16 protein-coding genes and 2 pseudogenes are annotated in these 17,970 nt (G+C 61.4%); 9 read left to right on the plus strand and 9 right to left on the minus strand.

Annotated elements, in window-relative coordinates:
• The first annotated feature begins 3 nt into the window (after positions 1-3).
• The 3 genes from MJ8_RS23585 to MJ8_RS23595 all read left to right on the plus strand — a co-directional run bounded on the left by MJ8_RS23585 (position 4) and on the right by MJ8_RS23595 (position 1,132).
• Positions 4-180, plus strand: a complete 177-nt coding sequence (locus MJ8_RS23585) for a hypothetical protein (protein WP_201411100.1) — start codon at positions 4-6, stop codon at positions 178-180.
• 36 nt (positions 181-216) lie between these two features.
• On the plus strand, positions 217-534 hold the full coding sequence (locus MJ8_RS23590; RefSeq protein WP_201411101.1) for a hypothetical protein: 318 nt from the start codon (positions 217-219) through the stop codon (positions 532-534).
• A 397-nt stretch (positions 535-931) separates the two neighbouring features.
• Positions 932-1,132, plus strand: coding sequence for a hypothetical protein (locus MJ8_RS23595; protein WP_201411102.1), 201 nt, complete (start codon positions 932-934; stop codon positions 1,130-1,132).
• A gap of 210 nt (positions 1,133-1,342) precedes the next feature.
• On the opposite strand, the gene MJ8_RS23600 is transcribed toward MJ8_RS23595, so the two are convergent.
• Positions 1,343-2,044 carry a CBS domain-containing protein gene (locus MJ8_RS23600; RefSeq protein ID WP_201411103.1) on the minus strand — a complete coding sequence of 234 codons (702 nt, stop codon included), beginning with the start codon at positions 2,042-2,044 and terminating at the stop codon, positions 1,343-1,345.
• A gap of 921 nt (positions 2,045-2,965) precedes the next feature.
• Between MJ8_RS23600 and MJ8_RS23605 the strand changes: the two genes are divergently transcribed.
• Positions 2,966-3,745: a universal stress protein gene (locus MJ8_RS23605; protein ID WP_201411104.1), complete on the plus strand. Its 780-nt coding sequence runs from the start codon at positions 2,966-2,968 to the stop codon at positions 3,743-3,745.
• A 137-nt stretch (positions 3,746-3,882) separates the two neighbouring features.
• Here the strand turns inward: MJ8_RS23605 and fixJ are convergent.
• The 6 genes and pseudogenes from fixJ to MJ8_RS23635 all read right to left on the minus strand — a co-directional run bounded on the left by fixJ (position 3,883) and on the right by MJ8_RS23635 (position 10,180).
• A pseudogene (gene fixJ, locus MJ8_RS23610) lies at positions 3,883-4,510 on the minus strand (response regulator FixJ).
• Positions 4,500-5,982: pseudogene (locus tag MJ8_RS23615) on the minus strand (PAS domain S-box protein). Before MJ8_RS23615 ends, fixJ begins: the two co-directional pseudogenes overlap by 11 nt.
• 353 nt (positions 5,983-6,335) lie before the next feature.
• On the minus strand, positions 6,336-6,830 hold the full coding sequence (locus tag MJ8_RS23620; RefSeq protein WP_225248009.1) for a CDP-archaeol synthase: 495 nt from the start codon (positions 6,828-6,830) through the stop codon (positions 6,336-6,338).
• A gap of 143 nt (positions 6,831-6,973) precedes the next feature.
• Positions 6,974-7,696 (minus strand): ABC transporter ATP-binding protein, encoded by a 723-nt coding sequence (locus tag MJ8_RS23625; protein ID WP_201411105.1) that lies wholly within the window; start codon positions 7,694-7,696, stop codon positions 6,974-6,976.
• Complete coding sequence (locus tag MJ8_RS23630) at positions 7,689-8,915, minus strand: ABC transporter permease (protein WP_201411106.1); 1,227 nt, start codon at positions 8,913-8,915, stop codon at positions 7,689-7,691. Before MJ8_RS23630 ends, MJ8_RS23625 begins: the two co-directional genes overlap by 8 nt.
• The gene (locus MJ8_RS23635) at positions 8,912-10,180 is read right to left on the minus strand and encodes an efflux RND transporter periplasmic adaptor subunit (RefSeq protein ID WP_201411107.1); all 1,269 of its coding nucleotides are present in this window, start codon (positions 10,178-10,180) and stop codon (positions 8,912-8,914) included. The genes MJ8_RS23630 and MJ8_RS23635 overlap by 4 nt, the downstream gene beginning before the upstream one ends.
• A gap of 221 nt (positions 10,181-10,401) precedes the next feature.
• Between MJ8_RS23635 and MJ8_RS23640 the strand changes: the two genes are divergently transcribed.
• A complete protein-coding gene (locus MJ8_RS23640; protein ID WP_082047057.1) occupies positions 10,402-10,878 on the plus strand; it encodes a plastocyanin/azurin family copper-binding protein in 477 nt (158 codons plus the stop codon).
• Positions 10,879-11,043: 165 nt separating this feature from the next.
• Here the strand turns inward: MJ8_RS23640 and MJ8_RS23645 are convergent, their stop codons facing one another.
• A complete protein-coding gene (locus tag MJ8_RS23645) occupies positions 11,044-11,448 on the minus strand; it encodes a host attachment protein (protein ID WP_201411108.1) in 405 nt (134 codons plus the stop codon).
• A gap of 156 nt (positions 11,449-11,604) precedes the next feature.
• On the minus strand, positions 11,605-11,943 hold the full coding sequence (locus MJ8_RS23650) for a metalloregulator ArsR/SmtB family transcription factor (protein WP_318528191.1): 339 nt from the start codon (positions 11,941-11,943) through the stop codon (positions 11,605-11,607).
• Positions 11,944-12,055: 112 nt separating this feature from the next.
• Between MJ8_RS23650 and MJ8_RS23655 the strand changes: the two genes are divergently transcribed.
• The 4 genes from MJ8_RS23655 to MJ8_RS23670 all read left to right on the plus strand — a co-directional run bounded on the left by MJ8_RS23655 (position 12,056) and on the right by MJ8_RS23670 (position 17,938).
• Positions 12,056-13,348 carry an NAD(P)/FAD-dependent oxidoreductase gene (locus MJ8_RS23655; RefSeq protein WP_201411109.1) on the plus strand — a complete coding sequence of 431 codons (1,293 nt, stop codon included), beginning with the start codon at positions 12,056-12,058 and terminating at the stop codon, positions 13,346-13,348.
• A gap of 28 nt (positions 13,349-13,376) precedes the next feature.
• Positions 13,377-13,580, plus strand: coding sequence for a DUF2892 domain-containing protein (locus MJ8_RS23660; protein WP_201411110.1), 204 nt, complete (start codon positions 13,377-13,379; stop codon positions 13,578-13,580).
• 81 nt (positions 13,581-13,661) lie between these two features.
• Positions 13,662-14,672: an efflux RND transporter periplasmic adaptor subunit gene (locus MJ8_RS23665; protein WP_201411111.1), complete on the plus strand. Its 1,011-nt coding sequence runs from the start codon at positions 13,662-13,664 to the stop codon at positions 14,670-14,672.
• Positions 14,669-17,938 carry an efflux RND transporter permease subunit gene (locus MJ8_RS23670; RefSeq protein ID WP_201411112.1) on the plus strand — a complete coding sequence of 1,090 codons (3,270 nt, stop codon included), beginning with the start codon at positions 14,669-14,671 and terminating at the stop codon, positions 17,936-17,938. The genes MJ8_RS23665 and MJ8_RS23670 overlap by 4 nt, the downstream gene beginning before the upstream one ends.
• The last annotated feature ends 32 nt before the right edge of the window (positions 17,939-17,970 follow it).

A 17,970-nucleotide genomic window follows, 5' to 3' on the forward strand; every position in this document is an offset into this window, starting at 1 on the left:
GGATTGACCGGGATCAAAGTCGTGGCGACGAGCTGGCAGGAAGTGGCGACGGTTGTTGCCCGAAGCCCCGTGGTAGCCGTGGCGATGCCGGGCGCGGGATTTCGAGTGATGGCTTCGTCGCAGGAAATTCCTAGAGAAAATTTGCTGCACATCAAGAACGACGGGCGGACGGCCCGCTAACATTTGATCCGCCTGTGAACGATTGGGGAGTTATCCATGACCAGCTATCGCGTGACATTCTTCAAGAACCTCGTCAATTCAAGTGGCCGCCAGTTCAAGTGCCCGCAAGGCACAGTTGAGATTCGACGAGCGCGCAATGTGGACCGCGCGTTCCAGGCCGCCGAGCGACGATACGAACGCGCGAAGAAGATCTGCAACTGGACACTGTATGCCGATGTTGCCGAACTGGAGACAGCGCAGGACAACGGCAATTCGCTTCACTTGGTTGAGCCCGCATCGCACGAGCACTTCATGCCGAATCCCGTCGAGATGCGTGGCTCGCCCCGCATTGGCCGAGCGGCCTCCCACCGTTGATCTGTCCCTGCATGTCCTGCTAATCGCGCTGCCGCGTGGGACAGTGTCCGAGCGCGCCCTGTCGCGTAAGTTTCCATCCTTATCGCGGTTGTTTGCAAGGGAACGCACTGGTGCATGCATCCTTCGTTCAGAACGGCGATTTCCACTCTTGATGACCAAATTACCGTTTGGACCGAACCCCACAGTCGCCGGGACATCGTCACCCGTAAAACTCGGCCGTTGCATTCACGAGGTGGGGTCCTTTCTCGCGCCGATTCCTTAGGGAAATTACCTAGGGAAGAAACCGAATTGTTTGAGAGCCCTGTTAGCGTGGAGACTAGAGACGTAAACGACGTGCCGACGCCCGGATCGAGTGTCCGCAACGTCCGTCTCAACGGTAAACCTCAGGGAGGGCCAGATGGTCGCTGTCTTGCGCGCCTCGATGCGAGGCATTGTGACGACAATCGGCGCGGGCATGTCCCGCAGTTCAGTGGGTGCTAAAGGCGCGCTGCGCAAGCTCGTGAGAGATCTGTTCGATCCCTATCGGCCTGAGCTTTACTATATGCGTGGTCCCGGGCCGAGGTCGCATGAAAAGAACGGCGGCCTGCACATCGGCTAGGCGAACGCGGCCTTGTCAACCGCCTGCTCGACGAGATGCGGACCGTGTCCCATCTTTCGGCCTATCCCAGCGTAGTTGAAAGGTAACCACTCGCGGGATCTCGCCCGTACGACTTGCCGCCGGCTTCATATAGTCTCGTTGCCGCAACTGCCTTCTCACCATGACGGCGTCTTGAGCGGAAGACTTCGAATCCTTCCAAAGCGCAAGGCGCTATGCCCGTTCCTTCGAACCGGAAGCGCGAGGAACAACGCTAAGGTGATCGATCACCTTAGCGGCGCCCGGTGCGTTCTCCGCGGCCACGCGGACGGCGTTCCGAACTATTTCGCTCTGCACGCTGCCAGTTAATTCAACGACGCCGTCAAGGACCGCAACATTGATGATCGGTCGCGGCGCCCATCTCTTGCCTGTGATCTCCCTCAGGATGTGCTTGCGCATGGACAGGTCCGCGATCTTGGCTTCCGGCAAGCTGTCAAGGCGTGCAGCGAGACGGCGCAGCAAGTCCGCTCGGCTCACAATTCCGATCACCATCGCGTCTTGAACCACGGGTAGCCGCTTCACGCCGTCTCGGATCATCAGCGCGACAACCTTGTCGAGTGGCGTTTCTGGCGTGATGCTGACGACCTTGCGCGTCATGACCTCTCCGACCGTACGGCCGCGACTGTGCACATATTCTTCCGCCAGTTCGTCCGGTGTCAGCCATAGCTGAACCCATTTCTCGTGTCTGGGCGCGGTGCTGATCTCGGGCCGACAAGCGAGGTCGCGTTCGGTAACGATGCCGACAAGAGCGCCAGCCTGGTCAACGACCGGCAAACCACTGATACGATGCGCAAGCATGAGCTGCGCGGCTTTCGCGATCGAGCTCTGCGGCGTGACCGTCAAAGCCCCTGTAGTCATGATGTCGCGCGCCTGCATCGAAGTTTCTCCTGCCGCTCAACCCCGCAGGGAGCCGGTGTTGAGAAGCCGACGGGCCACCCGCCTTCGAGAATTGGCGTCCTCGATCTCGGTTGCATGGCGCCGAATTGTCGGCGCTGTGCATCGTCATCGCGCAAGAGTCGACCAACCTCACCTATTCCGCATTGCGACAGATCAAAACCGATTTGCGGCGCGTCGACAGAGCCGCCTTGTCGAAGACGCGATTGATCCGGATCAAGGAATCGCGGCGTCTGATCCCGCATTCTGGTCAAGTTGTGCTGAGGCAGATAAGCGAATTGCGGCATCGAAACGTCTATGGGCGGGCGGGATGCCATTGCGCGAACCAGTCGTGCGTTGACGCGCAACAAGGATCCGCGGCCTTGCGGACGAGCGCCTAGGAGAGATCTCAGGGTGAAAGCTGGCAAGGGCCGCGGATTCCTGCCGCGATCAATCCAGCCGATCCTGAGAAGCATAAGGCGCGAGCCATGTCCACTGCCATGCAGAGCGCAGATATCGCACAACAACAGCGCTCTTGGGCGGCGCAGGTTGGCTGCAGCGGTTGAATAGGATCGCAGGAGACATCTGTCGATCTAACGGTGTTTGGTCTGTTCAGGGCGAGCACCGGGATGTGGCGATCGTCGTCGCCACGTGGTTGGGGCGTGGGCTCGTGTGGTCTCGTGGCGGTCGGCCCGGTCCGACAAGGAGGGCGCTCGGAACCGAGGCTGAGGCTACAGGGCCGCTGATGGTTCCGGCACACGTCCGCTTCCAGGCCCGGAGCTTTCGACGGCGTCATCCCCGCTGCCGCAGCTACCCGCTACCATGGGCTCATATAGCGGTTTGATCCAACTCAAAGCGTTTCTGCGTGTCTGGCGGTTCATTGCGGTGAAGCTGAGATGGCTGAAGATCGTATAGGAGCGAGCGATGGGCTATAAAGATATTCTGGTCTTCCTTGACGGTTCTCTCGACAACAACGCGCGAATGGAGCTCGCCTTTTCGCTGGCTCGAGCCCATGGCGCGAGATTGACTGGTGTCGACGTGGATGCGGCTGCGGCCTTCGAAGGAGATTGGGCTGAGCGTGCGAGATCGCTCGCTGAGGCGTTCCATACCGGCGCCAACGGGGCAGGCTTGCAGGTTCGCTTCAAAATAGCGGACCGGGACACGGCGGATTGGAAGGACTTCTACGCGCACTACGCTGACTTGGTGATCGCAACGCAGCCCAACCCGGAGGCTTCGGGCAGAATCCTATCCGGCGTACCCGAGCGGGTCTTGATGACGTCGGGAGCGCCGATGATCGTTCTGCCGCAAGGCTGGAGACCGCAGCCCGTCGGTAACGAAGTCGTCATCGCGTGGTCGCCCAGCGCCCAAGCTACGCGCGCGGTGCACGACGCCATGCCGATCCTCGCCCGAGCGCGGAAAGTGACAGCGTTCGCATTCGATCCTCCGGCCGACAGCGAGGACGCGGACCTCGAGATGCTTCGCGAGCATCTGCTTGCTCACAGCATCAAGGTCGACGTCGACAAGTGGGAGGATGCTGGCGACCTATCGCCGATCGAGGCGCTATTTGCCTCGCCTGCGCTGGAAGGGGCAGATCTTATTGTGGCTGGGGCCTACAGCCATTCTCGGTTCCGCGAAGCCCTTTTCGGCGGCATGACTAAGTCCTTGCTTCGGCAGTTCTCGTTGCCAGTGCTGGTCTCGCACTGAGCGGTCCGGCTTGGGAAAGGGGCAATTTGGGCTCGGATCGGCATGTTCTGCCGGCACGGCTTTGCGGCAGATCGACCAGAAAGCAAGAGAGAGCCTATGGTGAAGCGGGCAATCAAGAGCCCGAGAATTCGCCAAAATCAGCCGTGCTCATCGAGCAAATTCATGGCGATCGCCATCCTTACCAGTTCCGGAAGGCTCCTGGCCTGCATCTTCGCCATGACGTTGGCGCGATGAATCTCGACAGTTCGCGGGTCGATGTTGAGATCATAGGCGATCGTCTTGTTGGCCAGTCCCGCGACCATGCCCGACGAGGACTTCACGTTCCCGGTCCGACAACTGCTCGAGCCGGGCTTGCAGTGCCGAAAGGTCATCATCACTCTTGGCGGCTTCGTCGAAACTGCTTGCGGCTCGGCGGATTGCGTCGACCAGAACCTCGTCCTCGAATGGCTTTTCGATGAAATCGAAAGCACCCGCTCTCATGGCGGCCACTGCCAAGGGTACATCGCCGCGACCTGTAATGACGATCGAGGGCATCATTGCCCCCATCTCCTCCAGACGCTCGAGGAGTTCGACGCCGCTCATGTCGGGCATGCCGAGATCGGTAACGAGGCATGCGTTGCCGTCGTCGGCGGCTGCAGCAAGGAAGCTTGTCGCTGAATCGTGAGCCCGCACGTTGAAACCCATCACGGTCAGCAGAAAGCCAAGAGACCTGCGTACAGGTTCCTCGTCGTCAACGATGTGGACCACATAGGTGTCAGTTTGCATCCGGCGCCTCTTCCGTTGCTATGGGCAGGGACAGCCGGAACGTCGCCCCGCCATTCCCGTTTCGGCGGGCTGCTATCTCACCACCGTGCGCTTCGACGATGCGCTTGGAGATTGAAAGCCCGATTCCCATACCGCTGGCCTTGGTGGTGACGAAAGGCTGGAACAGGTTGGCGGCAATGTCGTCCGAGATTCCCGGCCCCGTGTCGGCCACTTCGATGAGCATATGTCCGTCGTCTCGAGCGGTGCGGACGATCAACTCGCGGTTGGCGCTTTCACGCATCGCCTCCATGGCATTGCGTATCAAGTTAATCAAAACCTGCTGGATTTGCACCCGATCGACCAGGACCTCCTCGGTGTTCTGAGTGAATTCGAACACCGACCGCACGCCTTGCTCACGAGACCCCACGAGCGCCAAAGCTCCAGCCTCCTCGATCAGCTTGTGCAAGTCTTCCGGCGACTTTTCGGTTTCGCCGCGCGTCACGAATTCGCGAAGATGGCGAATGATGCCCCCGGCTCGAAGAGACTGTTTTGCTATCTCCTCGAGCGCCCCCCTCAACGGCTCGGCCGTCGTGTCGTCGAGATCCCTCAGCAAGCGCACGCAGCCTTGCGAATAGTTCGCGATGGCCGACAGGGGCTGATTGAGCTCGTGCGCCAGCGTCGAGGCCATTTCGCCAAGTTCGCTCAGACGGGCAAGCCGGGCCAGTTCGCTTTGGAGTTCCTGCAGGCGCGCTTCGGATTCTTGGCGTTCTGTCAGGTCTTGAATGAAGCCCGTGAAAAACCTTCCTGCGGCGGATCTGACCTCGCCGACCGACAGCTTCATGGGAAATGTTGATCCATCCTTCCTGCGCCCAACCACCACGCGGTCCACGCCGATGATGCGCTTCTCTCCGGTCGCCAGGTATCGCTGCATGTAACCGTCATGCTGGCTATGATACGGCTCCGGCATCAGCAGGCGGACATTGTGGTTCAAAACCTCCGCCTCAGTGTAGCCGAACTGACGAACGGCCGCTGCGCTGAAAGAGCTGATATGCCCGCTCTCGTCGATTACGACCGTTGCGTCGGGAACGGTATCCAGGATCGAGCGCAGGTGTGCTTCGCGCGACCTTAGCAGGGCTTCGGTCCTGTCAAGCGCACGGCTCGCGTGGTGCAGCATTTCTCCCATCCAGGCGATCGTTAGCCCAACAAGTCCAAATACGGCGGCTTGGAGCCAACTGACTTGATCGACTCCAGTGAAATAGACCGCCGAAACAAAGGAAAGGAGGAGCGCAACTAGGCCAGGACCGATGCCGCCGAGGATCGCCGTAATCAAGATGGCCGGGATGAAAACTATGAAGGCAAGGCTGGTCCCCCAGGACGCTGCTCAATGCAAGTCGAACGGCGAACGCAACGGCTACCGCCGCTACCGCGAGCAAATATCCGTTCGTGCCTTCGAAGCGGCGTGAGAATGCAGCCTGAAGCAAGCGGCCCTGCATCCCAGGAATATCTCGCGCTGGCATGGATCTCCCTTTCGAGCTAGGAAGCGCACCGCAAAAGCCGGCGTTTCAATACTCTTTGCCGAAATCGCGCGCACCCTATCGGTCGGGAGGGTAAGCGTGTTTGTCCGATCGCAAGGATAATCCACCGCGCGCCGACCGCAAGCATCGCTCTGTCGTGCAGTTTGCCCTGGCCTCAGGGCTGAGAAGCATGGCAGTCGCTTCCGGTTCGCGAAGGTGGCAATGAAACTGAGACAAGGCCTACGTTGAGCCGAAGCCAGGCGAAGGGTTCTCAGCTCACCGAATCCCGCGCCGACGTGAGCCTTGCGGCCTCCATCGAATTGCTCTGGGACCTAATAGGGTTTGTCTCTGATGCGAAGCATGTAGAGAAGCCGAGACACCAGTAGCTCGCCGACCCAGAAGGCCGCAACCCCGATCAGAACGTCCAAAGCCGAAAGGTCGGCAAGGCCTCTGACAAGGACGAGGGGCAAAAGGGATTCGGGAACCTGATCGAGACCCGGTGCTTCAGCGCTCGAAGCCAATCGGAGCCGACGCTTGAGAAAGCTAGACAGCATGTCGCCCGCCATGGCGGCGAGCCCGATTAACGTCCCGGTTGATACACCGAGCCCCACGACGGCTCCGCCGATGGCGGCCGTCAGGATCGCCAGAGCGCATCCTCGAAGGGTCTTTGACTGGCCGAGCAGTGGCTGCCCATCCCAGAAACGCCAACCGCCGTCGATCGGCCATGCGAGCCAGTTACCGAGTATCCTCTTGGCGATCACCGGCACGCCGTTCGCAAGAGCCAGCAGGACGAGGCACTGGAAAATCCGCCAGAAGTGAACGTGCACGTGCAAACCCTCGTATCGAAGGGAGCTTAGGGAAGGCCTATTCCACTATAGCGATCAGGACGTCGCATTGGTCGATCGTTTCTGTAAAGCTCGATGAGTTGCACAACCGTCCTCGCCGACGAGGCATTGCGCGAAGAAGGGCGTTAGCCCGGTTGCGAGACGCCGGCGATGGTCGATTGTCGCCGGTCGTCCGTAAGCCGACCATCCACCAATTGGATAATGCGGTCGCATTGGGCCGCAAGATCATGGTTGTGCGTAACAACCAGGAAGGTCGTTCCTTGTTCACGGTTAAAACGCCGCATCAATTCGAACACGCTCTGGGCCGAGGCCGTGTCGAGGTTCCCGGTAGGCTCATCGGCCAGAACCAGAAGCGGATTCATGGCCAATGCGCGGGCGACCGCGATGCGCTGCTGTTGTCCACCCGACATGTTCATCGCGCGGGTATCACGCCAGTTGCCCAAGCCGACCTGATCCAGCAATTGATCAGCACGCTCCTCCATTTGAGCATCCGGCCGGCCGCGGTCGACGAGCATTGGCATAATCACATTCTCGCGGGCCGTGAAAGCCGAGATGAGGTGGTGGTACTGGAACACAAAGCCGATCGAATGCCCGCGCAGCCTGGTCAGCGCTGTTTCCTCAAGCGACGTCGTATCCTCGCCGCCGATCGACAATCGGCCCGACGTCGGGCGATCGAGCAGCCCAACGATGTTGAGGAGGGTGCTCTTGCCGCAACCGGACGGGCCCATCAGCGCCACGAATTCGCCTGTCCTCATCGTCAGGTCGATGCCATGCAACACTTCGGTCTCGACCGGGGTGCCGACGTTGTAGGATTTGCGAATACCTTCGAGGATCAAAAGATCAGCCACGGATCGCCTCCACGGGATCAAGCCTGGCGGCACGAAGAGCGGGGACCATCCCAGCAAGCACTCCGGTAAGGGTGGCCAACAGCGCCGAGAGCGCGAAGAGACTTGGGTCTATGAGCAGCGGAAAGAGGGCATCTCCATTCGGTTGGCGGGCGAAGCGATACCAGGCGAACAGTGCGGCACCGCCCAGCACGCAGCCGAGCAGCGAGCCCAGGAAACCCAGCACGCCGCCTTGAATAAGAAAGACCCGCAATATCTTGCCGCGCGAGCTGCCCATTGCTCGCAGAATACCGATATCCTTGGATCGCTGCAGAACGGAAACCACAAGAACGGCCGCTATTCCAAAGGCCACGGACAAACCGACGAAAGAGCGTATCAGCAGACTGGAAAGAGTCTGGGCCCACAGCGCTGTAAAGAACTGCGCATTGGTAACAATCCAGCTTTCCGCCTTCACCGGAAGCGTCGCGCTGATGTCGTGCGCGATAACTTCAGCCGCGTAGACGTCCGTGACGGTCATGTCGATGTCAGTGACGCCCCCAATCAGCTTGAGAAGACTTTGCGCAGTCCGCAGCTGGACATAGGTGTTGCGTTCGTTGACGCCGCGATTGCCAAGATCGAAAATTCCGCGGATGGTCAGCACGCGGCTTCCGCCTTTGCCGCCGGCCACGTTGACTTTGTCGCCGACCGTGACGCCGAGATCGTTGGCAAGGTCCAGGCCCACAAGGATATCGTCGGCCTCCAGCCGGGGCTCTCCGGCAATGATATAATCAGGCAGGCGTACGATGCGGAAGTAATCGTCAGCCTCTATTCCCACTATGCCGACGCTGCGGCTGACGTCGCCCCGCACGGCCAGCGCCGAGCCTGAAATCGAAGGTGTCGCAACGACGACGTCCGGCCGCGCTTGCATCCTCGCGCGTATCGTCTGCCATTGATCGAGCGCCAAAACACGCTGGGTCGGGCGCTGAACGATGGGTGCTTCGACGACGCCGTCGCGCTGTCGAAGCGGCCGGGCAATTTCGTCGGGCGGCTGCAGCTGGATATGGGGCTGCGAGCTCAGGACGCGGTTGGTGAAATTGGTTTGCACACTGGTCAGCATCGCCGACATGAAGACGATCACGCCGACGCCGATGGCTATTCCAACCAGGATGAAGCCGGTCTGCATGCGTCCCTCGCCCAGAAAGCGGAGCGCCGCGATCCAGCCAAATGTCAGCCAGCGTCTCATGAGTTTACCGGCCGGATTCGCTGCCCCGCTCTGACCCCCGCCGCGACCGGAACAACAAGGTCACCCTGCGCCAGGCCATCGAGGATCTCGACCTGGTCGGCCGCGCGTAATCCTAATCGCACTCGCTGCTCGCGCACCCTGCCATCCCGATAAGCCAAAACCCAGGGTGCAGCGGAAGTCGAGTCATGGACGACACGGGCCGGAACGATCAAGGTCGACTGTCTGCGGGCGACCGCAATGTCGACGGAGACCGTCATGTCCTGGCGCAGATAGGGCGGCGGATTTGCCACCGTGAGCTTCACCTCGACGGATGCGCGGGTAATGTCCACGGACGGATTTATATATGTCAGCTCGGCATCGAAGAGCTTGTCCGGATAGGCATCGGCGGAGGCTCGCGCGGCTTGGCCCAGTTGAAGCAGGCCGAGGTTCTTCTCGTCGATCTGCAGCACCAGTTGTATATCCCCGCTTGGCGCCAGAACGAGCAGTGCCGCCCCTGGCTGGACTACAGCTCCGCGTTCGACGTTGCGCGTAATGAGTATCCCATCGCGAGGGGATTTTATCGTGGCGTAGTCGAGACGCGCCTTGGCCGTGGCGAGGCTGGCGTTGGCCTGATTGAGGGCGGTCTGCGCCATCACATAGTCACTTCCGCCGGGTTGCGACGTGTAGACCTGTAGTTCGGCCGTGCGAACTTGCGTTTGCGCGATCTCGAAGTTCTTGGTGGCCTCATCGAGGGCCTGCTTCGTGCCGAAACCGGACCTGAACAGATCTTCCGCACGCTGATAGGCAGCGCGAGCGTCGACGAGATTGGCTTCGGCCTGTTTTTGTCCCTGCTCGGCCGCCGGCAGCGTCAGCTCGCGCATCTGGCGGATTCGTGCTTCGGCCTCCGCCACCGTGCCTTCGGCTGAGACCACCGCCGCATTCAGTTCACTGGGCTCGAGCACGACAAGCGGTTGGCCTTCCTTGACCGACTGGCCCTCGCCGACGAGCACGTCCTGAACCGTGCCGGTGATCTGACTCCCAATGTTCACGCGATACGGGGATTCCACATGGCCGCTTGCGACCACGGTTTTCACCAGGTCGCCGTGCACGACCGGATACACGACAACCGCCGGGCCGATAAGCCAACGGGCAAGGAGCCCTGCCGAGACGAGTGCCGCCGCCAAGACCACGGCGACAACCCATTTGTTGGCCGATAAGAAGGGTAGAAAGCTGCGCCCTCCTGGTCCAACTGCCCGGGGGTTGAACTGCGTGTTTGTCTGCAGCATCGCCGTCTCATCCAACTATTTCGCTGAATGCTAGGCCGAGGCCGCGTCGGACGTTTTGCGTCAGATCAATTGTCCTAAGGTTCAAGTTTCTAGCACCGCGCTCAAACGCGGCGCAACCGTCAGCGTCCTGTCAGGCTGTGATTGCTAGTCACCGCTCGCGACCGATCCTGTTTCAAGCAGCCCGCCAACCGAGGTCGCCGGATGGCGGTCAGGAGAACCCTATGCAGTTTTTGAGAATTGGACTGGCATTGACCGCGCTGGCAGTTGCAGCGCCAGCATTCGCGGATTCAACGGTCAACGTCAAATTGTGGGACAAGAATGGCGATATGAACCCGGATGCTAAGATGGGGATGGGCATGCCCGCCAATATGAGCATGGCGACAATGAAGGTTCAGCTCGACAAGAACGTGGTGCCGGCTGGCAAGGTGACCTTCAATGTGACCAACACCTCGAAGGCCACGGTCCACGAAATGATCGTTGTGCCCGTGGCGGATCCCAAAAAGACGACGCTTCCATATGTTTCGAATGAGAATCGTGTCGATGAGGATGCGGCGGGCCATCTGGGCGAAGTTTCAGAACTCGATCCAGGCAATTCGGGTTCACTTTCTCTCGACCTCAAGCCGGGCTTCTACGCGGTGTTCTGCAACATCCCAGATCATTTTATGAACGGCATGTGGGCCACCATCAAAGTCCAGTAAGACGGCACAAAGCACGCCCGGCGACAAAGCCGCGGCGTGCACGCCTCGAAGACTGCGGGCGCTCGCCGCCACTGCCCAAAGGTTGCGATCAGATCACCGCCGCGACCGCTCGAACGAAACCGACGGCTCATCAACGCAATCGAGTCGATCGAGGCCGTCGGCCGGTCAGGCGGTTTGTATGGCGCTTTTGATCGACATCATGGAATGCTTGATGAAGTCCTTGGCAATTTCGCCCACGAGTTTGGCGTTCAACGGCGGCTGATAATGTCTTCTCAGTTCGCCAAGCGTGCGCGGATCGGCGATGACCAGGATATGCGCGCAGTCTTTTTGATGCGCCTTTTCATTGAGATAGGCCGCGACCGATCCCGCAAAATCATCTTCACGCAAGCGCGACTCGTCCGGGTTCGCGGTTGAACTGCGGTGCCTGCCGCCGGATCCGGCGTGAGCGATTTCAAGGATAGGATCCTCGATTTCAACTAGATCGATATGCGGTTGGTGGCCCTTGCTCTGGAACAGCCGCAGGTTCTCGCCATCGGTTATCGCGACGAGGGTGTCGTTGTTCAGGATCATATAATCTCTCCGACATCGGATCAGCCGGGCAGGCGTCCACGACTATGTTGCTATCGTCAGCAGGTAACACCGGAACAAGGTGCACAGCATTGACCGCAATCAAAATCGACTGCGCTTTGACTGGGTCCTTCATAGAGAAGGCGTTCAACCGCTGAGCTAATTCGGGCAGAAGGCGGAATGCAGCGCCTCGATCACCGTGAGCACCTCCGGCCGCGTGATCCGATAGTAGACCGTTGTCCCTTCCCGACGGGCTTCAACCAACCCATCAGCCCTTAGCCGCATGAGTTGTTGCGACATCGGCACCTGGTCGATGTCGAGCAATTCGCGCAACTCGCCGACGGAGCGCTCCTCGTTGCCGAGCGCGCACAGCACGAGCAGACGCTGCGGGTGGGACAGGCTCCGGAGCAGTTCCGCTGCTTTGTCCGAGGCCGGGATCATATCTCTTACATTCATATTCTTGAATTTAAAATCTTTGAATGTTATCTGCAAGGCCACGGGCCGTGGCGCCGCCACCTTACATCGGAGCCGCCCTGTTTGGGAATTTGAGCCTGATCAAGGCGACCGCGTGCTCCGGGCGCATGATCGTATGCAAACTGGAGGACGTATCGTGTCCCATATCGTTGTTCTCGGAGCAGGCCTTGGCGGAACGATCATGGCCTATGAGATGCGCGACAAGCTGTCTGCCTACGACCGGCTGACGGTCGTCACGCTGGGCACGTCATATTCCTTTGTGCCTTCCAATCCGTGGGTGGCCGTCGGGTGGCGGGAGCGTGACGACGTCACTGTGGATCTGGCGGATACCTTCAAGCGGCGCGGTATCACCCTGCGTCCCGAAGGCGCGAAAAAGGTGCATCCGAAGGAAAACCGGATCGAGCTCAATGACGGCTCCTTCGTCGACTACGACTATCTGATCATCGCGACCGGCCCCGATCTTGCCTTCGACGAGGTGCGGGGGCTTGGGCCTGACGGCCATACACAGTCCGTCTGTCATATCGACCATGCCGTCGCCACGCGGGCACGGTTTGACGAACTGGTCCGAACGCCCGGGCCGGTCATCATAGGCGCCGTACAAGGTGCCTCTTGCTACGGCTCGGCCTACGAATTCGCCTTCATTCTCGATACCGCGCTGCGCAAGGCCAAGGTGCGCGATCAGGTGCCCATGACCTTCGTAACGCCGGAGCCCTATATCGGCCATCTCGGACTCGACGGGGTCGGCGACACCAAAGGCCTGCTCGAGAGCGCCATGCGCGAGCGCCACATCAAGTGGATAACCAACGCCAAGGTGACTTCGGTCGAAGCCGATGTGATGCATGTCGAGGAAGTCAATGACGACGGCACGGCCAAAGCCGAACACGCCCTGCCTTTCGCCTTCTCCGTGATGCTGCCGGCCTTCCGCGGCGTTCCGGCGGTGATGGGCGTCGAGGGGCTTGTCAATCCGCGCGGCTTCGTGACCATCGACAAGCACCAGCGCAACCAGTCCCATCCGAACATCTTCGCGATCGGCGTCTGCGTCGCCATTCCGCCAGTGGGCAAGACTCCGCTGCCGGTCGGCGTTCCAAAGACCGGCTTCATGATTGAATCCATGGTGACGGCGGCGGCCGAGAACGTTGCCGCATTGCTACGCGGCGAGGAGCCCAGGGCCGTCGCCACATGGAACGCCGTCTGTCTCGCCGACTTCGGTGACGAGGGCATCGCCTTCGTGGCGCAACCCCAAATCCCGCCGCGCAACGTCAACTGGTCATCGCAGGGCAAATGGGTCCACGCGGCCAAGGTCGGCTTCGAGAAATACTTCCTCCACAAGGTCCGGCAGGGAAAGAGCGAGACCTTCTACGAAGGGCTGGCGCTCGACATGCTGGGCATCAAGAAACTCAAGGCAATCCACATTGAGCCGGCCGAATAGGCGGCTCGCACCTCAGGAGAACATGAAAATGACCATCGACAAGGCCGTGCTGATGTTTGCGGGGTTCCTCGTGCTGATCTCGTTGGCGCTCGGCATCTACCATTCGCACTACTGGTTCCTGCTGACCGCCTTCGCCGGACTGAACATGGTCCAGGCCTCCATCACCGGCTTCTGCCCCGCGGCGATCGCGTTCAAGAAACTGGGCTGCAAAGCAGGTGTCGCGTTCAAGTAGCAGCACGCTCCCAGAAAACATCAAGAACCGGGAAGGTTTGCCACGCCTCCTGGACAATTTCAACCGACCGGGACCAGCGCAATGCGAACCACGAGATCGGTCCTCGCCACCATTCTTCTAATCGGCACCGCATGGCCTGCGATACCGGATGCGAGGGCTGCCGAATTCACGGTGAAGGCCACCACCGTCACCGAGATGAAGGCCGTCTATGGCCAGGTCGAAAGCCGTACCGTGGTGCCCGCGCGCGCCCGCATTTCCGGCACCATTAGCGAGATCCGCGTCGCCGAAGGCCAAGAGGTGAGCCAAGGCGACCTGATCGCCACGGTGGTCGACGACAAGATTTCGCTGCAGCTTCACGCCGCCGACGCCAAGATCGCGGCGCTCGCGTCGCAGCTTGACAATGCCCGCATCGAGATGCAGCGCGCGCAGGACCTACTGACCAAGGGGGTGGCCGCGCAGAGCCGGGTCGACGCTGCGCGGCTGCAGCTCGATGTCACGACCAACCAGCTCGCGGCGGCGGTCGCGGACAAGGCGGTCATCGAACAGAGCGCCTCGGAGGGACAGACGCTGGCGCCCGCCATCGGACGGGTGCTGACTGTTCCGGTTACCGCCGGCTCGGTGATCATGGCCGGCGAACCGGTCGCACGCGTCGCTTCCGGCCAATATTATCTACGCCTGTCGCTGCCGGAACGCCACGCCGCCGAGATCGTGGAAGGCGCCGCTGTCGATATCGGCGAGCGCGGCACGGCGTCGAATGCCGGCTTCGTCAAAGCCCGTACCGGCCGCATAGCCAAGGTCTACCCGCAGATCGAGAATGGGCGGGTGATCGCCGATGTCGAGGTCGCCGGTATCGGCACCTATTTCGTCAACGAGCGCACGCTGGTTTCCATTCCGGTCGGCAAGCGCGCCGTGCTCGGCGTTCCGCCCCAGGCGGTGCACACCATTCATGGCGTAGACTACGTCACGGTCGAGACGGCAAACGGCCCGCTCGACGTGGCCGTGGTGCTCGGCGAACGGTTCGATGACGCCGGCCAGGCGCGCATCGAGGTGCTGACCGGCCTCGCGGACGGCGACAAGGTCGTCCTGCCATGAAACTTGGCATTGCCGGCGGGCTTACCCGCTCCTTCATCGGCTCGCCGCTGACGCCGCTCTTGCTGCTGGCAGCGCTGGCGCTCGGGCTGGTGGCGCTGGTGACGCTGCCGCGCGAGGAGGAGCCGCAGATCTCCGTGCCGATGGTGGACATTCACGTTCAGGCCAATGGTCTCAAGGCCGAAGATGCCGTCAAGCTGGTCACCGAACCCTTGGAGACCATCATCAAGAGCATCGATGGCGTCGAGCATGTCTATTCACAGACCGCGGATGACGGCGCGCTGGTCACGGCCCGCTTCAATGTGGGCACAAGTTCGGACGCGGCGGTGTTGCGCGTACATGACAAGGTGCGGGCCAACATGGACCGCATCCCGGTGGGGATTCCGGAGCCGCTGATCATCGGGCGGGGCATCGACGACGTCGCCATCGTGGTGGTGACGCTGACGCCGGCGACGGAGGCCGCGAGCCGCTATTCCGCGGCCGACCTGACCCGGCTGGCGCGCGAGCTTCAGGTCGAAGTGGCAAAGCTCCCCGATATCGGCCTCACCTACATCGTCGGCGAGCAGCCGGAGGAAATCCAGGTCGAGCCCGATCCGGAAAAACTCTCGCTTTACGGGATCACGCTGCAGCAGCTGATGGCCAAGATCGCTGGCGCCAACCGCTCCTTCCAGCTCGGCGCGGTGCGCGAACAGGGCAAGCAGCAGGTGCTGGTCGCCGGCCAGACGCTGCAGGGGCTCTCCGAAATCGGCAATCTGCTGCTGAGCGCCCGTGACGGGCGGCCGGTTTATGTGCGCGACGTGGCGAGCATCCTGCTGGCGACGGCGCCCGCCGAAAACCGCGTCATGAACATTGCCAAGACCGGCAATGGCCTGGAGCGCGCACCGGCCGTCTCGCTTGCCATCGCCAAGCGACCCGGCACCAATGCCGTCGTCATCGCTGACACCATCGTCAAGCGCCTCGAGCAGGCGCGCGGACAGATCTTCCCCAAGGATGTCGCGATGACGGTCACCCGCGACTATGGCGAGACGGCGAACGAAAAGGCGAACGAACTTCTCTTCCATCTCGGCCTGGCGACGATCTCGATCGTCGTGCTGGTCGCAGTCGCCATCGGCTGCCGCGAGGCGCTGGTGGTCGCCGTCGTCATCCCGACGACGATCCTGCTCACGCTCTTTGCCTCCCGCATCATGGGCTATACGCTCAACCGCGTCAGCCTGTTCGCGCTCATCTTCTCGATCGGCATCCTGGTCGACGACGCCATTGTCGTGATCGAGAACATTGCCCGCCATTGGGCCATGGAGGACGGGCGCTCGCGCAGCTCCGCCGCGATTGACGCTGTCGCCGAGGTTGGCAACCCGACCATCGTCGCCACGCTGACCGTCGTCGCCGCCCTTTTGCCGATGCTTTTCGTGTCGGGCATGATGGGGCCCTATATGAGCCCGATACCGGCCAATGCCTCGGCCGCGATGCTGTTCTCCTTCTTCGTCGCGGTCATGCTGACGCCCTGGCTGATGATGAAGCTTGGCCGCCGGCATGCGGCGGCGGAGGGGCAGACCGGCCATGGTGGCGGACATATAGGGTTGCTCGGCCGCGCCTATGTGGCGGTCGCGCGGCCGATCCTTGCGTCGCGTCTGCGCGCCTGGCTATTCCTGTTGGTCGTCGGCGTCGCGACACTGTCGTCCATGGCGCTGATCTACACCGGACAGGTGACGGTGAAATTGCTTCCCTTCGACAACAAGACCGAGCTGCAGGTCATCGCGGACCTGCCCAAGGGCTCGTCCGTCGAGGACACCAACCGCGTTCTTCAGGCGGTGGTCGACCGCCTGGCGGGGATGCCCGAGGTCGTCTCGTTCCAGACTTATGCCGGCACCGGCGCGCCCTTCAACTTCAACGGCCTGGTGCGCCACTACTCTCTCCGCTCCGGCCCGGAACAAGGCGACGTGGCTGTCAACCTGAGCGGAAAGGGCGAGCGCAGCCGCGCCAGCCATGCCGTCGCACTCGACATACGCAAGCGCCTGAAGGGCCTGGCGCTTCCGGCGGGCACGGTCATCAAGGTGGTCGAGCCGCCGCCCGGGCCACCGGTGCTAGGCACACTGCTGGCTGAAATCTACGGCCCGGACGCCGAAACCCGCCGCGCCGTGGCGGCCAAGGTGCGCGAGACATTCTCGAGCGTCCCGTTCATCGTCGACGTCGACGACAGTTTCCACAACCAGCCGCAAAGGCAAAGGCTGTCGATCGACCAGGACAATCTCGAATATTACAAGGTCGAGCAGTCAGACGTTTACGACACGCTGAACTATCTCTTCGGCGGCACCACGGTCGGCTATTCGCACCGCGGCGGCGGGCGCTATCCGATCCCAATCCGCATCGCTCTGTCGAAAGGCAATGGAGTGGTCGATCAGCGCGCGCTGGCGACGCCGGTGGCGGCCAACGCCTTGCCGGGTACAAGCGACGTGGTCGAGCTCGGCGACGTGGTGCGCCTGACGAGCGAACCCGCCTCATACCCGATCTTCCGGCACAACGGCCGTCCCGCCGAGATGGTGATGGGCGAGCTTGCCGGCGCTTTCGAGGCGCCCGTCTATGGCATGCTGGCCGTGGACGACGCCATCGCCAAAGCGGATTGGGGGATGCTGCCGAAGCCGGTGATCGCGTTGCATGGCCAGCCGGACGACGAATCGAAGCCGACGCTCCTGTGGGACGGCGAGTGGGAGGTGACCTGGGTGACATTTCGCGACATGGGCGCCGCCTTCATGGTGGCGATCCTCGGCATCTATATCCTGGTCGTTGCGCAGTTCGGTTCCTTCAAGCTGCCCTTGGTGATCCTGACCCCGATCCCGTTGACGCTGATCGGCATCATGCTCGGCCACTGGGCCTTCAGTGCGCCCTTTACAGCCACTTCGATGATCGGCTTCATTGCGCTAGCCGGCATCATCGTGCGCAACTCGATCCTGCTGGTCGATTTCATCCGGCACGCCGGTGGAACAGATCAACCGCTGATCGGCGTGCTCCTCAAGGCCGGAGCGATCCGATTCAAGCCAATCCTGCTTACCGCGCTGGCGGCGATGATCGGCGCGGCGGTGATCCTGACCGACCCGATCTTCCAGGGGCTGGCGATTTCCTTGCTGTTCGGTCTCGCCTCGTCGACGCTGCTGACGGTGCTGGTCATCCCGGCAATCTACGTGGCGCTGCGCGGCGGCTCGAAGCAGGAGATCGAAAGCGAAACCCAGGCACGGCCCATGCGGGCCAATGAACAAACCTCAACGCGCGCCTGAGCCAGTAAGGACAAGACTTTCCGGAGAGGAGA

Origin of the sequence: Mesorhizobium sp. J8, assembly GCF_016591715.1 — a bacterium.
Lineage (GTDB): Bacteria > Pseudomonadota > Alphaproteobacteria > Rhizobiales > Rhizobiaceae > Mesorhizobium.

Coding starts and splice junctions, on each gene's coding strand:
- MJ8_RS23640 (WP_082047057.1), top strand. CDS start 10,402: ATGCAGTTTTTGAGAATTGGACTGGCATTGACCGCGCTGGCAGTTGCA.
- MJ8_RS23635 (WP_201411107.1), bottom strand. CDS start 10,180: ATGCTGCAGACAAACACGCAGTTCAACCCCCGGGCAGTTGGACCAGGA.
- MJ8_RS23590 (WP_201411101.1), top strand. CDS start 217: ATGACCAGCTATCGCGTGACATTCTTCAAGAACCTCGTCAATTCAAGT.
- MJ8_RS23600 (WP_201411103.1), bottom strand. CDS start 2,044: ATGCAGGCGCGCGACATCATGACTACAGGGGCTTTGACGGTCACGCCG.
- MJ8_RS23645 (WP_201411108.1), bottom strand. CDS start 11,448: ATGATCCTGAACAACGACACCCTCGTCGCGATAACCGATGGCGAGAAC.
- MJ8_RS23660 (WP_201411110.1), top strand. CDS start 13,377: ATGACCATCGACAAGGCCGTGCTGATGTTTGCGGGGTTCCTCGTGCTG.
- MJ8_RS23665 (WP_201411111.1), top strand. CDS start 13,662: ATGCGAACCACGAGATCGGTCCTCGCCACCATTCTTCTAATCGGCACC.
- MJ8_RS23630 (WP_201411106.1), bottom strand. CDS start 8,915: ATGAGACGCTGGCTGACATTTGGCTGGATCGCGGCGCTCCGCTTTCTG.
- MJ8_RS23605 (WP_201411104.1), top strand. CDS start 2,966: ATGGGCTATAAAGATATTCTGGTCTTCCTTGACGGTTCTCTCGACAAC.
- MJ8_RS23670 (WP_201411112.1), top strand. CDS start 14,669: ATGAAACTTGGCATTGCCGGCGGGCTTACCCGCTCCTTCATCGGCTCG.
- MJ8_RS23595 (WP_201411102.1), top strand. CDS start 932: ATGGTCGCTGTCTTGCGCGCCTCGATGCGAGGCATTGTGACGACAATC.